Raw genomic sequence first — 15,066 nt, forward strand, 5'->3', positions numbered from 1 at the left:
CTCTACAAAGGGAAAATAGAGCAAATTGGCACTCCGCTTGAGCTTTATAATTCACCTGCCAACCTGTTCGTTGCAGAGTTTATCGGCACGCCGAAAATCAATCTGTTGAATGCGACCTGGCAAAATGGAGGGCTGAAGTTCAGTAATGAGTTGTTCTTCCCGTTGTGCGTCCAGCCCCTTGGCATTAGCGATGGCGATAAGCTGTTTGTTGCCATCCGCCCGGAGAATATCCGCCCAGATGCTTCAGGCGATTTCTGCTTTAACGCCACGACGCGGCTTTGCGAATTACAGGGGGATTCAACGCTGGTGTGGTTTGCTTTCGAACAATACAACCTGTGTCTGAAATCTTTCCAGCAGCTTAACTATCCACCCCGGCATGCGCTTTCATTAAGCATTGATGAGCAACATCTGCATTTGTTTGACGGGTTGGGAAAACGAGTGAATTTAGCCAGATAGATGATTTTAAGCCTCTCCCCCAGCAGAGCGCTGGGGAGAGGGGCTGGAAAACTAAAACTACCCCGGCAGCAGCCCCACAAAACTCCGCTTCTTACGCGGTTCCGACATCATCCCATCCAGCTTTTCTACGCAGGCGAGGTAATGCGGCGTTTGCTTGTGTGCCAGTACGGCTTCGTCGTTTTGATAGGCCTCGTAGATAAAGAACCGCGTCGGGATAACCGGGTCTTGCAGCACATCAAAACGCAGATTACCCGGCTCCTGGATTGAGCCTTCGTGATTGGCGCGGAACACGTCCATAAAATCATCGACACACTCCGGTTTAATGTTGATTTCCACCAGCGTCACGTTCATGCCTTATCTCCATGGTGTTTTTCATCCAGCCAGAACTGATAAGCCTCATGGGCAGAGACGTTTTCATGTACCACCTTTTTCACCGCTTTTAGCATGGCGAGCGGTGCGTCAGACTGGAAGATATTGCGCCCCATATCCACCCCTGATGCGCCCTGGTCGATGGCGCGGTAGCACATATCCAACGCCTCTTGTTCTGGCAATTTCTTGCCTCCAGCGATAACAATCGGTACTGGGCAACTGGCAGCCACTTTCTCGAACCCCTCTTCGACAAAGTAGGTTTTCACAAATTGCGCACCGATTTCGGCAGCGATACGGCTGGCGAGTGAGAAATAACGAGCATCACGCGTCATTTCTTTGCCCACTCCCGTCACGGCAAGCGTTGGGATGCCATAGCGCGTACCTTCGTCCACCAGCTTAATGATGTTGTTGATCGACTGGTGCTCATACTCACTACCGATATAAATCTGCGCCGCCACGGCACAAGCATTCAGTCGCAGTGCATCTTCCATGGTGACCGCGACACTTTCTCGCGACAATTCGCTGAGAATCGAGTTTCCACCTGAGGCACGCAACACCACCGGTTTGTTGGTCGCGGGAGGCACTACGCTGCGCAAAATACCACGCGTGCACATCAACACATCGGTTTCGTGAAACAGCGGTGCAATGGATAAATCTATGCGCTCAAGCCCAGTCGTCGGCCCCTGAAAATAACCGTGGTCAAACGCCAGCATGACGGTGCGCCCAGTATCGGGATTGAAAATCCGCGCCAGCCGCGACTGCATGCCCCAATCCAGCGCCCCGCTACCTTTCAGGTAGAAAGCTTTATTTTCCTGAGGGCGGCCAATGCCGTAATCTTTGCCGTCTCTGATATCGTCAAGATCTGCCATTTTTCCCCCTCAGAAATCGTATTTACCGATGTTGTCTTTCGTGAATATGACACGCTCTGGCAGCAGCACAATCCCGTTACCTTTGGCTTCATACTGGTAGCCCTGCACACTGTTAGGCTCAACCTTCAGGCTGCCAATTTTCGCCACGTCGATAGTGTCACCGACGTTAAGATCGCCCTTTTTCAACAAGGTATTTGCGACGTTGACCGCAATTTCCCCCTGCTTAACGACATCCCACAGGCCAAAGGCTTTCACCGTGCCGCGCTCAACATACGGGCGCATGACGTTTGGCGTACTGAAGCCGACAATCGCGACATTAGTGCGTTTCAGGTTTTCTGCGGCCTGTGCTGCGGCAGGTAACGCGTTGGCATCAGGGGCGATGATCGCATCCAGATCCGGATAGGCTTTTAAGATCCCTTCGGCAGTTTGCAGTGATTTAGTGGCATCGTTGTAGCCAAACTGCGTGGTGACAATTTCCCACTCTGGATGATCCTTCGCAATTTTCGCCTTCGCCTCCTTCACCCACTGGTTTTGATCGGTAACCGTTGGGCTTGAGTAAAAGAATGCGACTTTAGCGGCAGGTTTGGTCACCTGTTTCGCGGCCATATCGACCAGCATGCCGCCGAGTTGTTCCGGCGTCCCTTGGTTGATGTAAATACTGCGGCACTCGGGTTTGGTGTCAGAGTCCCACGTCAGTACTTTCACCCCGCGCTGCATGGCGCGTTTCAGTGCCGGGCACAGGCCGTCCGGGGAAACTGCCGAGATAATAATCGCGTTGTAGCCCTGGTTAACGAAGTTGTTTATCAGCTGCACCTGGCCGGAAACGCTCGGTTCAGTTGGGCCATCGTAGGTCACCGGTACACCGAGGTCTTTGCCCGCTTGCATCGCGCCGTTACCCCCGCTGGTAAAGAAGCCCACACCCACCAATTTTGGGATAAAAGCAATCCTGTCGGCGGCTTGCGCACTCACCACACCAAAGGCCAGAGCCCATGCACTGAGCTGTAGAACGCGTTTTGTTGTCTGCTTCATAATCAAACTCCCGTTAGTTTTTTGTGACCGCGCAAACGACGCCACGTCGTCTGTAGATAATCGCGATGCAAACTCACCGAACGACCAATGACCACCACAATCAACAGCGCACCGGACAACGCACTCGATACCTGATTAGGCACGCCAGCCATCTGTAAACCTTGTTGTAAATACCCCACCAACAACGCAGCCAGCGCGGTTCCCAGAATCGAACCGGAGCCGCCATAAATGTTCGCCCCCCCCAGCACCGCCGCCGTTAATGCAGGCATTAATAAATCGCGGCCTAAATCAGAACGCGCAGAACCGAAGTAAGAAACCAGCACAATCGCCGCCATCGCCGAGGCCAGCCCAACCATGCCATACACGCCATAAAGCGAGCCGTTAACTGGCAGCGCCGCATAACGTGCAGCACGTGGATTTTGCCCAATCAGAAAAATGTGGCGACCAAAACGCGCACGATGAGTCAGCAGCCAGAACAGCAGTGTGATAACGGCAAACATCACCAGTGGGATGGGCAGGCCGAACAGCGTCAGATTAGAAAAATTAGTAAACGCGTCAGGGAAACCGCCGATGCCTTCATAACCTGTCGCATCCGCCATGCCAGAAAGCAGAAGAGCTGCACCACCGAACAGGTACAACGTGCCCAGCGTGATAACCAGCGGGCTGATACCGGTGTAGTGAATCAGGGCTGCGTTAAACAACCCGCACAGCAAACCGACGAAGAGCGTGAGGATCACCGCCAGAGAAATTGGAATTCCCGCCTGCAACATGACGCCCAGCGCAATCGCGCACAGGCCAATGGTGGAGCCGAGGGAAATATCAATGCCACCGCTAATAATCACCAACGTCAACGGCAGCGCCACAATCCCGATACAGATAAAATCACTGGTGCTAAGCAGCAGCATGTTGATATCCAACATGCGCGGATTGATTGCCCCAAACAGCAAAATCTCCGCCACCAGAATCAGTAGTAACGCCACTTCCCAGTTAAGTTTCAGCTTCATTTACGCCACATCCTTCTTCTTACGGGGAAATTGCCGCACGTTTTTGGCACCGGGTAATGGCGGTACAAAGCGGCTGTATTTCTGCGCCCGTTGGTGACGAGCCAGCGCCTGTCGCAAGCGCCCATCCAGCACCAGCACGCCAAGCAAAACCAGTCCGGCGATAAAGTCATTCCACCAGGCAGGGAGTTTGAACAGCACTAAGACGGTATCGATTTGGGTGAGGAAGAATGCGCCGAGGAATGCGCCCATCACGGTTCCTGTACCACCGAGCAGTGAAATGCCACCCAGCACGCAGGCGGCGATGGCTTTCATCTCAAGCCCACTGCCGGTTTGGTTCGGCACAAAACCGATTTGTGAAGCGAAGATAATTCCGGCGATGGCAGCCAACATGCCGTTAAAAGTGAACGCCAGCAGACGGGTGCGATTTACCGCCACACCCAACTGGCGTGCGGCGGCGAGGTTATCTCCCACCGCGTAGAAATCGCGCCCAAAAGCGGTGCGAGCCAACATCCAGGTAGCAATCGCGACCAGAATCAGCACCAAAAACCCCAGCGGTGAAACCCCTAATGCAACCGGTTCGGATAATGCTTTCAGGCTGGCGGGTAGCCCTTCAATCCATTTACCGCCCGTCCACAACAGCATGCCGCCACGATAAAGCCCGAGCGTGCCAAGTGTTGCAACAATCGCCGGAATACGTAGCCACACCACTAACACACCATTAAAGAAACCTGCGACTGCACCAATCAGCAGTGCAAACAGCATCGCTGCCGGCAACCCGTAACCACTGTTGAGCGCCACACCCACGGCGATTGCACATAAGCCGACAGTTGATCCTACCGAAACGTCGATGTTGCGTGTCAGCATCACCATGGTCGCGCCCACAGCCAGCAGGATCAGGATCTGCGCACTGGTGAAGATCATGCTCAGGGTTTGTAAGCTGAAGTAGCTATGATTGAGCGCCACCAGCACAGCAAACAGGGCGACGATCGCCAAGAGTGCGCTCAATTCGCGGTTACGGAGCAATTTCTTCATGCTTTACCTCCGCCAAACGCCATGCTCATCATGCTTTCGACCGTTATCGAGGGTTTGCGTAATTCACCGTTCATCGCGCCCTGATGCATAACCAGCACACGATCCGCAAGCCCACTGAACTCGTCGAGATCGGATGAGATCATCAGCACCGCGACGTTTTGCGCAGCTACACTTTTGATCAGTTGATAAATATCCGCCCGCGCGGCAACATCCACTCCGCGCGTGGGCTCATCGATTATCAGCAGCAACGGATTGGCTTCCAGGCAACGAGCTAACAGAACTTTTTGCTGATTGCCGCCAGATAACGTGCGCACGGTTTGCTCGGCATTATTAAGTTTTATCCCCAACGCCCGGTGATAGCGCTCCACCACTGCGGCTTCCCGTTTGCTTTGCTGCCAGACACTCGGCTCATTGAGCGCAACGGTATTCCAGCGAATCGGGGCATCCAGAAAAAGACCTGAAACTTGCCGGTCTTCCGGCAGATAAATCAACCCGCGATCGAGACGTGATTTCGTGCGATCGCCGCTAATGTCTCTGTTTTCCAGATAGATGCGACCACCGCGTACAGGGCGCAGCCCATATAACGTTTCAGCTAACTCCGTGCGTCCGGATCCGACCAGTCCCGCCAGTCCGACGATCTCACCTGCGTACAACTCAAAACTGAGATCGACAAAACCTTCTCCGGTGAGATCTTCCACACGCAATACCGGAAAATCCTGCGGCTCGGTACGCCGATTACCGGGCAGAGCCAGCCACAGTTTTTGCGTATCGGTCAGGGTATGTTTGCGGTCGACTGGCGTCATGGCATTGATCAACTGCTCATCCAATAGCTGCGAGGTTTCGCCTTGCAGTACCACCGCCCCGTCACGCATCACCGAAATATGGCTGGCGATCTGGCGGATCTCGGGCAGTTTGTGCGAGATAAAAACAATGCCGACGCCGAGGTTTTGTAACGATCGGATCTGACGGAACAGGCGTTCGGTTTCACCCGGTGTGAGGGAGGCAGTCGGTTCATCAAGGATCAAGATCTTCGCCTCGCGCATTAAACCGCGCAGGATCTCAACCATTTGCTGATCGGCCACTTCTAACGTGCTGGCGGTGGCGCCGAGCGGTATTTGGCACTCGAGTTGGCGCATTTTCTCTTGCAGCCGTTGTTCGATGTCGCTTTGGCGCGGTAGACGAAAAAGAATGTTTTCACGCACCGTAAGATTGGGGAATAACATCGGTTCCTGCGGCACCAGATAAATACCCAGCTCATGCGCTTGCCCCGGTTTAAGACGCCCAAATGCTTTACCGTGGACTTTCAGTTCACCGCTATCTGCGGTTTCGACACCAGCGAAAATCTTCATCAGCGTCGACTTCCCTGCCCCGTTCCCCCCCAGCAATGCGTGGACCTGCCCGGCATACAGAGCAAAATCAATACCTTTCAGGACACTCACGCCTGAAAATTGTTTGCTGATTTGGTGAGCTTCCAGCATTGCGGTGGTGTTGGGCATCTTCACTCCACAATTGAACAAAAGAGAAATTGAATTAATAATGTTCAAAAGCGTAGACGCAGGGTTATATTTACAACAGGGCAGAGATCACAAAATTTTTAAATAGATCAGCTAAACCATTTGCATCTGAAAATGATCTTTTTGCCGTGCGCTTCACATTTTCTTATCCCGCACTTTCGAACATATGATCTAAATTTTAATAAGAGTTCATCTATGAGCGATAAACGAACAGCAGAAGAAGGCAAGCTAGCCGCCTTGCCGATGGCAGAAGAAGAGTTGCTGGCGCGTGTGGCCTGGTCTTACTACCACGACGGGTTAACCCAGAATGATATTGGCGAGCGACTCGGCTTGCCGCGTTTAAAGATTTCTCGTCTGTTGGAAAAAGGCCGTCAGTCAGGAGTGATTCGCGTACAGATTAACTCCCGTTTTGAAGGATGTCTGGCACTGGAAACCCAGTTGCAGCAGCGTTTTGGCCTGAAAATCGCCCGCGTCCTTCCGGCACACAACACGCCGCCGATGAATACCCGTTTGGGCATTGGCGCGGCTCAATCGCTGATGGGCATTCTGGAACCGGGGCAATTACTGGCGGTGGGATTTGGTGAAGCGACCATGAACTGCCTGCAACATTTGAGTGGGTTCATTGGCTCACAGCAAATTCGCCTGGTGACGCTTTCCGGCGGTGTCGGGCCATACATGACCGGCATCGGCCAATTAGATGCCGCTTGTAGTGTCAGCATGATCCCCGCCCCTTTACGGGTTTCATCGCCGCAAGTGGCGGAGATTTTGCGCATGGAATCGAGCGTGCGCAATGTGATTCTTGCCGCAACTGCCGCTGATGTCGCAGTCGTTGGGATTGGTGCGATTAACCAAAAGCGCGATGCCACCATTTTGCGCTCCGGTTACATCAGCGAAGGCGAACAACTGATGTACGCCCGCAAAGGTGCGGTGGGCGATATTCTTGGTTATTTCCTGCAAGCGGATGGCGAACTGGTGGAGGGATTGGAAATTCACCGCGAATTACTTGGCGTGACGCTCGACGACCTGGCGCATCTCCCCACTATTGTGGGTGTTGCGGGCGGGACAGACAAAGCGGACGCGATTTATGCCGCACTGCGAGGTCAGCGTATCAATGGCCTGGTGACGGAAGAAGAGACTGCGCGGGCAATACTGGCGTTAGCGGATTAAACCTGATTCGTCGCCAACTGCGCTCATAAGAGGAATGGCGATGAGTTATTTACTTGCACTGGACGCCGGAACGGGCAGCATCCGCGCCGTGATATTCGATACTTCAGGCCACCAGATAACCGTCGGCCAGGCGGAATGGAAACACTTGAGTGTGGCCGATGTCCCCGGCTCGATGGAGTTTGACCTCATCACCAACTGGCAGCTTGCCTGCCAGTGCATCCGCGAAGCGCTGTACAAAGCGCATCTCCCCCCAGGTGCTATCAGCGCAGTGTCCTGCTGTTCGATGCGCGAAGGTATCGTACTTTATGACCGGAATGGCACACCTATCTGGGCATGTGCCAACGTTGATGCCCGCGCCAGCCGTGAAGTCACCGAACTTAAAGAGATCCACGATAACCAGTTTGAATCCGAGGTTTACCATGTTTCCGGTCAGACACTGGCGTTAAGCGCCATGCCGCGTCTGCTGTGGCTTGCGCATCATCGGCCCGATATTTATCGCCAGGCGGCTACTGTGACGATGATAAGCGACTGGCTGGCCGCCAAACTCAGTGGTGAACTGGCGGTCGATCCTTCCAATGCCGGAACCACTGGCATGCTGGATTTATCGACCCGCGACTGGCAGCCCGCACTACTGGATATGGCGGGGTTGCGTGCTGATATTCTCTCTCCAGTAAAAGAAACCGGTACCGTGCTCGGCCAGGTCACCCAAGAAGCCGCACAACAGAGCGGTTTGCTCGCTGGAACCCCAGTGGTGATGGGAGGTGGTGATGTGCAACTAGGCTGTGTCGGGCTTGGTGTGGTTCGCGCCGGGCAAGCTGCGGTATTGGGCGGTACCTTCTGGCAGCAAGTCGTGAACCTGCCCGCTATCAAAACTGATCCGGAGATGAACATCCGCGTGAACCCCCACGTTATCGGCAATATGGTGCAGGCAGAATCTATCAGTTTTTTCACAGGCCTAACGATGCGCTGGTTCCGTGATGCATTTTGCGCTGAAGAAAAGCTGCTCGCCGAAAGGCTGGGTGTCGACACTTATGCGCTGCTCGAAGATATGGCCGCACGCGTTCCGGCAGGCTCGCACGGCGTGATGCCGATATTCTCGGACGCCATGCATTTCAAGCAGTGGTATCACGCGGCACCGTCGTTTATTAACCTCTCAATCGATCCCGAAAAGTGCAACAAAGCCACGCTGTTTAGGGCACTCGAAGAGAACGCGGCGATTGTGTCGGCTTGCAATCTTGAGCAGATCTCCGGATTTTCGGGCATTCACTTTGAGTCGTTGGTGTTTGCCGGTGGCGGGTCAAAAGGTGCGTTGTGGAGCCAGATTTTAAGTGACGTGACGGGCTTACCTGTGCGTGTGCCGGTCGTCAAGGAAGCGACAGCGCTCGGTTGTGCGATTGCTGCAGGCGTCGGTGCGGGGTTGTTTAACAATCTGGCGGATACGGGCGAGCGACTGGTGCAATGGCAGCGCGAATTTACACCCAACCTTGCGCATCGCGATCTATATGATGAGATGAAACGCAAATGGATGAAGGTCTATGCCGACCAGTTAACCCTGGTTGATAGTGGTTTGACGACGTCAATGTGGCAGGCACCAGGGCTGGTGATGCGCCCTCACCCTTAGGATTAGGGTGAAGGCGTTGATACCCATCATACTTCAAGTTGTGGGTGCGTTGGCCACGTATGCGCGCCTGCTCACAACTCGGATTATTTTGGGTATATGTTTCCAATCAGAAGTAATATTTGAATCTTACGCGGCCACCGTAACGGGTGTTGTCGCTGTCTTCGCTGGCGTCATTATCCGCATCGACCCACGACACATAAGTCCCAAGATAGATATTAAAGTTCTTCATTCCCATCACGTTCGGGAACAGATATGAAGAGTGAATGGTATTGATATCATAGGTGCCAGCGTTGGTAATCCAGCAGTCGTTATCGCAGTTCTCAATCGCATTGGTGACATCAAACTTATCGATATCGTTATGCGCGTAGATATAGCCAAGTTCAAAGTTCTGCCACAGGGCGTTCACCCCTGCGGTGAAGTCGGTTTCATCGGCGGCGTCCATATAGGCAGTACTGAGACTTGCCACAACTCCGTTATCCGGGTTGTTTTTCATCCCGTTCCACGTCATGGTCAGGCCATAGCCAGTACGGCTTGATTGGTCTACCGTTTGACCATCTGCACCTTCATAACCGTATGCGTTATCCACGACTTGCGCTTCCATCGCGGCGGCGACCGAGATACTGTCTTTTGACCATGCAATAACAGGGCGCAGGTAAGCGACGTTTTTGTCGTTGACCATTTCATTGCCGTGATATGACTTGTCCTGATACATCGAAGTGCCGTTTTCCAGCAGGGTATTGAGCTCAAAGTACCAGTTGTCGATATTTTTGCTCAGAGTGAAATTGCCACCGGTATCGCTTCGCCCGCGCCCTTCTTTCATCATGTAGATGTAGCCGTAACCATCACCATAGAGATCATTGGCGGTGTTACCTGAATACTCGACAAAAGTATCCTGGTTAAGCGGGAACATATCGTAGGCTTCGAAACGGCCCACTTTCACCTTCCAGTCGTTCTCATGACCAAAGAAGAAAGCCGCATCATCAAGATTCATTTTGCCGCTTAAATCGGCTAACGGTTGCACAGTGAATCCGGCGAAATTACCATTTTGCATGCGCCTATAACCGTCAAAACCGAGCAGAATACGGCCATTAATATCCCAACGTTCATTATTCCCATTTGCCCAGTCTGTATTCGCGCTGTGGCGTACGGAAGTCAGGCCATTACTGCGACTGGCCGCATCCATGTTAAATTCCACATCACCATATATTTTTAAATCGCCATAACCGCTTAATGTTAATTTTGGCGACTGATTATCGGTTGTAGTATTAACTGATTGTTCACTCACCACCGCAACGGGTGCAGTTGTAGTTGCAGTTGCAATAGCCTGTGGCGGCGAAGGTTGAGATTTAAGCTGTTGAATTTCCGCTTCGGCACTAGAGGCCCGTTGTTCTGCGGCTTGTAAGCGTTGTTCTAATTGATTGAGGCGTTGTTCAAGTGCACTTTGCTGTGTTGACGCTATTGCCCCTGTTGATAACATCGCACTAACAAAGAGCGCCAGCGTTTTTATTTTTATACACATCCTATGTCCTTATAATATTCATTATAAAATAGCCCCAGGCAATGTATTAAGCAAACACATCACCAATGGTGATTAACCCGACAATATTTATTTACAAATAGTATTCAATAAGAACATAACAACTTTAATTTTTCGCCACACAGGTAAATACCCAATATATTAGCCGCATCACAATCTTATTCTTAAAATATAAAAAACCCGGCTTAATACATTTATATAAAATATGTATTTCTACTGATATATAATATCAACACATCTTTTTCGTGAATTTAATGAACTGGAAAACGTGAATTCATCATTCAACGTCGCAGTCGTAAATGTTGGAGGTGTGAGCAAGAAAACTGAAGAACTTTGAATCCCGTCACAATCATTTAATCCCTTTTTCCCATAAGCGCCACAGCCCGCTAAATTACTAACTCATCCGACCACATAATAATAATGACCCTGCAGGAAAAAAATATGAGCTATCCGTCGCTGTTTGCCCCGCTAGACTTGGGTTTCACCCAGCTTAAAAACCGTGTGCTGATGGGTTCGATGCACACCGGACTTGAGGAACACCCGAAAGGTGCTGATCGTTTAGCGGCATTTTACGCCGAACGCGCACGCCACGGCGTTGCGCTGATTGTCACTGGCGGTGTCGCCCCCTCACCTTCAGGCGTTGGCGTGGAAAGCGGCGCGGTACTCAATAATGTCAGCCAGCTTGCCCATCATCAGGTTGTCACCGATGCGGTGCACAACGAAGGCGGGAAAATAGCCCTGCAAATCTTGCACACCGGGCGGTACAGCTACCAGCCAAACCCTGTCGCCCCATCGGCTATTCAGGCACCGATTAACCGTTTTAAACCCCACGCCTTGAGCCATGAAGAAATCCTGACCTTGATTGAAGATTTTGCCCAGTGTGCGAGCCTTGCACAGCTTGCCGGATACGACGGCGTCGAAATCATGGGTTCCGAAGGCTACTTGATTAATCAGTTTTTGGCGGCAAGAACAAATCAGCGCGATGACGAATGGGGCGGCGATTACCCACGACGCATGCGTTTTGCGATAGAAGTCGTTCGGGCGGTGCGCGAAAAAGTTGGCGCGAATTTTATTATCATCTATCGCTTGTCGATGCTGGATTTGGTCGACGGCGGTGGCACGTTCGAAGAAACCGTACAGCTGGCTAAAGCCATAGAAAAAGCCGGTGCCACACTCATTAACACCGGTATCGGCTGGCATGAGGCGAGAATTCCGACCATTGCCACACCGGTTCCGCGTGGCGCATTTAGCTGGGTGACACGCAAACTCAAAGGCCTGGTCTCTATTCCACTGGTGACCACCAACCGCATTAACGATCCACGCACCGCTGAAAATATCATTGCCGATGGCGACGCTGATATGGTGTCAATGGCGCGGCCCTTCCTCGCCGACGCGGAGTTTGTTTCCAAAGCCCAGCAGTGGCGCGAAGATGAAATCAACACCTGCATCGGCTGTAACCAGGCGTGCCTGGATCAGATATTCCTCGGCAAAGTGACCTCATGCCTGGTCAACCCACGCGCCTGCCATGAAACCAAAATGCCGATTGTCCCAGCGAGGGTGCATAAAAATCTGGCGGTCATCGGTGCGGGTCCTGCGGGCCTGGCCTTTGCCATTAATGCCGCAGCGCGTGGCCACAAAGTGACATTATTTGATGCCGCCTCAGAAATCGGCGGCCAGTTTAATATCGCCAAGCAGATCCCTGGGAAAGAGGAGTTTTACGAAACGCTGCGCTATTACCGCCGCATGCTTGATCTGACCGGCGTGGAGGTTTGTCTGAATCAATACGTCACAGCCCCCATGCTCGAAGCCTTCGATGAGATTATTCTCGCCTGCGGTATCGAGCCACGTTTACCGCTTATCGAGGGCATCTCACATCCTAAGGTTTTGAGTTATATCGATGTATTGCGTGAGAAAGCACCTGTGGGGGACCGCGTTGCGATTATCGGTGCTGGCGGTATTGGCTTTGATACCGCGATGTATTTAAGCCAGGAAGGGGAATCCACCAGCCAGAATATTGCCGATTTTTGTGTGGAATGGGGTATCGACACCAGCCTGCAGCATCCGGGAGGTTTACGTCCTGAAGGCGCTCATCTGCATAAAAGCCCACGCCAGATTGTGATGCTGCAGCGCAAAACCAGTAAACCCGGTGAGGGCCTGGGGAAAACTACCGGATGGATACATCGCACCACACTTCTGGCGCGCGGTGTCAAAATGTTGGCGGGGGTGACTTACGAACGTATTGACGATGAAGGTCTGCACATCACGGTCGGCGGTGAGCCACAAACGCTGCAAGTGGATAACGTGATTATTTGCGCCGGGCAAGATTCGCGTCGTGGGCTGGTTGAGCCATTGAACGAACTGGGCAAAACATTACATTTGATTGGTGGTGCAGATGTAGCGATGGAACTGGATGCCCGGCGCGCAATTGAGCAGGGCACCCGTTTAGCTCTGGAAATTTAGAGCCAATCCAGTAGGCGTCATTGTTGCAGACAGTTTGGGCCAGGACAGCGTGGAAAAACCGGAGCGTACACGTAGTACGTGAGGATTTTAAGCACTGTCCGGGTCCAAAATGGCAAATAAAATAGCCCTGGTGGGTCGGCTCTAGCGGATACGGCCCAGCTTCACAGCCTTCAGCACCACAAATTTCTTGTTGGTGGCAACCGTATCGCAGTTACCGAAGATCTTCTTCAGTTTGTGGTAGTAGTCCAGGTGGCGGTTAGCAACGATGTATAGCTCACCGCCATTTTGCAGGCAACGACGCGCATGGTGGAACATCTCCCATGCAACCTGGTCAGTCAGTGAGTGCTGCTGATGGAACGGTGGGTTGCACAGAATCGTATTAAAACGATATGGCTCAACGCCCGACAGCCCGTTGTTAATCATAAACTCACAACGTTCCAGATTTTCTGGCATGTTGGTTTCAACATTCAGGCGGCTGGACGAAACGGCCATCGGTGATTCATCAACAAATACCACTTTGGTTTCTGGGTTCTTTTCCAGCAGGGTCAGGCCAATCACGCCATTACCACAACCTAAATCGACAATCTCACCTTCCAGATTTTCCGGCAAATGCTCGATGAAGAAACGCGCGCCGATATCCAGGCCGGTACGGGAAAAGACGTTCGCGTGGTTATGAATGGTCCACGGTGTGCCTTCCAGTTTCCAGCTCAGGGTTTCTGCGGTTTCTTTCACTGCCGGTGCATTGAAAGTACAGTTGATGAGACGCGCCTTTTTCCAGGCCAGTGTGGTCGTGGTCGGTCCAAGGATCTTTTCAAACAACTCGATAGTAGAGTTGTGAATATCACGCGTTTTTGCACCCGCAATAATGCGTGTTTCTGGCGTCGCTACATGACGCAGTGCGCGTAGCTGTTGTTCCAGCAGCGCCAGCGTTTTAGGGATCTTAATCAGAACGACTGCCGGTGCCTGTGGATATTTTGCAGTGCTATCAAGGAACGTGACGCTGGATTCAACGATACCGTTCTCACGTAAATTCTCACGGATAGCCAGTTCGCTAAGATACGAGTCGCTGATGCTATACGGCTTGTGTTCAGCCAGCACGCAAGAAAGCGCCCCGAAATTATCGTTAAAAATCAGGACCGGGCCACTGATTTCGATTTCGTCCAGTTGCTGCAGTAAGTAGTCATCCGCAGCTTCCCACGCCTGTAGTGGGTTAACATCATCCGTTTCTGGAAAACGTTTTAGTGTCAGTGAACGGAAACCGTTGTCTAATTGGCTCATCGGCCCTCCTGGATGGTAAAATTTCGGCGTAATCCCCGAATGGGGGCGTGAGTATACCTTCTTTTTCCCTCAAACTGCTCAATAGCTTTCAAAAGACAGCAAGATGCAAGAGAGAGAATCCCCCAGGAACTTACATGAGTCAGTGGCTGGGGTGAATGAGCGCAGTTACCACCGCTGACTTTTGAAAGATGACGAGCAGAGAGAACGAATGAGCAAATTAACTTATCTACAGGGCTACCCAGAGCATTTACTCTCCCAGGTTCGGACTCTGATTGCAGAACAACGTCTGGGGGAAGTGCTGCAAAAACGGTATCCAGATACACATAACATCACCACGGATAAAGCGCTCTATGCCTGGACGCAGGACCTTAAAAGCCAGTATCTGCGTAATGCTCCACCGATCAATAAAGTGGCTTACGACAGCAAAATTCATGTGCTAAATAATGCGTTGGGTTTACACACTGCGGTATCACGCGTTCAGGGAAACAAGTTAAAAGCCAAGGCTGAGATTCGTGTGGCGACAGTATTTAAAAATGCGCCAGAGGCCTTTTTGCGCATGATAGTGGTACACGAACTCGCGCACCTGAAAGAGAAAGATCACAACAAAGCGTTTTACTCTCTGTGCTGCCATATGGAGCCGCAATATCACCAACTGGAGTTTGATACCCGGCTTTGGCTGACACAGATGGCGCTAAGCGGGCAGGCTTAAAAGAAAGGGTGGATGACGCTG

13 protein-coding genes are annotated in these 15,066 nt (G+C 52.1%); 5 read left to right on the top strand and 8 right to left on the bottom strand.

Features of this window, described 5'->3' with window-relative positions; translation table 11 throughout:
- A partial coding sequence (locus VJY99_RS00785; protein ID WP_324115404.1) for a TOBE domain-containing protein occupies window positions 1-456 on the top strand: 456 nt, incomplete at its 5' end.
- A 57-nt stretch (window positions 457-513) separates the two neighbouring features.
- On the opposite strand, the gene lsrG is transcribed toward VJY99_RS00785, so the two are convergent.
- Genes lsrG through lsrA form a run of 6 tightly spaced genes read right to left on the bottom strand, consistent with a single transcriptional unit; the run spans window position 514 to window position 6,237 of the window.
- Window positions 514-807 (bottom strand): (4S)-4-hydroxy-5-phosphonooxypentane-2,3-dione isomerase, encoded by a 294-nt coding sequence (lsrG, locus tag VJY99_RS00790; protein WP_324115407.1) that lies wholly within the window; start codon window positions 805-807, stop codon window positions 514-516.
- Window positions 804-1,694 carry a 3-hydroxy-5-phosphonooxypentane-2,4-dione thiolase gene (gene lsrF, locus VJY99_RS00795; protein ID WP_324115410.1) on the bottom strand — a complete coding sequence of 297 codons (891 nt, stop codon included), beginning with the start codon at window positions 1,692-1,694 and terminating at the stop codon, window positions 804-806. The genes lsrG and lsrF overlap by 4 nt, the downstream gene beginning before the upstream one ends.
- Window positions 1,695-1,703: 9 nt before the next feature.
- Complete coding sequence (gene lsrB, locus VJY99_RS00800) at window positions 1,704-2,723, bottom strand: autoinducer 2 ABC transporter substrate-binding protein LsrB (protein WP_324115411.1); 1,020 nt, start codon at window positions 2,721-2,723, stop codon at window positions 1,704-1,706.
- A 2-nt stretch (window positions 2,724-2,725) separates the two neighbouring features.
- Entirely contained in the window at window positions 2,726-3,727 is a 1,002-nt protein-coding gene (gene lsrD / locus VJY99_RS00805; protein ID WP_324115413.1) for an autoinducer 2 ABC transporter permease LsrD, read from the bottom strand.
- Window positions 3,728-4,759 (bottom strand): autoinducer 2 ABC transporter permease LsrC, encoded by a 1,032-nt coding sequence (gene lsrC, locus VJY99_RS00810; protein WP_324115415.1) that lies wholly within the window; start codon window positions 4,757-4,759, stop codon window positions 3,728-3,730.
- Window positions 4,756-6,237, bottom strand: a complete 1,482-nt coding sequence (gene lsrA / locus VJY99_RS00815; RefSeq protein ID WP_324115463.1) for an autoinducer 2 ABC transporter ATP-binding protein LsrA — start codon at window positions 6,235-6,237, stop codon at window positions 4,756-4,758. The genes lsrC and lsrA overlap by 4 nt, the downstream gene beginning before the upstream one ends.
- A gap of 231 nt (window positions 6,238-6,468) precedes the next feature.
- Between lsrA and lsrR the strand changes: the two genes are divergently transcribed.
- Together lsrR and lsrK are read left to right on the top strand one after the other, a co-directional pair.
- On the top strand, window positions 6,469-7,440 hold the full coding sequence (lsrR, locus tag VJY99_RS00820) for a transcriptional regulator LsrR (RefSeq protein ID WP_324115416.1): 972 nt from the start codon (window positions 6,469-6,471) through the stop codon (window positions 7,438-7,440).
- A gap of 40 nt (window positions 7,441-7,480) precedes the next feature.
- On the top strand, window positions 7,481-9,061 hold the full coding sequence (gene lsrK, locus VJY99_RS00825) for an autoinducer-2 kinase (protein ID WP_324115418.1): 1,581 nt from the start codon (window positions 7,481-7,483) through the stop codon (window positions 9,059-9,061).
- 106 nt (window positions 9,062-9,167) lie between these two features.
- Here lsrK and VJY99_RS00830 read toward each other — a convergent pair whose 3' ends face one another.
- Window positions 9,168-10,574: a carbohydrate porin gene (locus tag VJY99_RS00830; RefSeq protein WP_414641551.1), complete on the bottom strand. Its 1,407-nt coding sequence runs from the start codon at window positions 10,572-10,574 to the stop codon at window positions 9,168-9,170.
- Between the two features lie 465 nt (window positions 10,575-11,039).
- Between VJY99_RS00830 and VJY99_RS00835 the strand changes: the two genes are divergently transcribed.
- Complete coding sequence (locus VJY99_RS00835) at window positions 11,040-13,058, top strand: NADPH-dependent 2,4-dienoyl-CoA reductase (RefSeq protein WP_324115421.1); 2,019 nt, start codon at window positions 11,040-11,042, stop codon at window positions 13,056-13,058.
- 141 nt (window positions 13,059-13,199) lie between these two features.
- Here the strand turns inward: VJY99_RS00835 and rlmG are convergent, their stop codons facing one another.
- On the bottom strand, window positions 13,200-14,336 hold the full coding sequence (gene rlmG / locus VJY99_RS00840; protein ID WP_324115423.1) for a 23S rRNA (guanine(1835)-N(2))-methyltransferase RlmG: 1,137 nt from the start codon (window positions 14,334-14,336) through the stop codon (window positions 13,200-13,202).
- Window positions 14,337-14,544: 208 nt separating this feature from the next.
- Between rlmG and VJY99_RS00845 the strand changes: the two genes are divergently transcribed.
- Window positions 14,545-15,045, top strand: coding sequence for a M48 family metallopeptidase (locus tag VJY99_RS00845; RefSeq protein ID WP_324115425.1), 501 nt, complete (start codon window positions 14,545-14,547; stop codon window positions 15,043-15,045).
- Window positions 15,046-15,066: the final 21 nt, after the last annotated feature.

The sequence above is a fragment of the Buttiauxella sp. genome (genome assembly GCF_035271705.1).
In the GTDB taxonomy this organism is placed as follows: Bacteria; Pseudomonadota; Gammaproteobacteria; order Enterobacterales; family Enterobacteriaceae; genus Buttiauxella.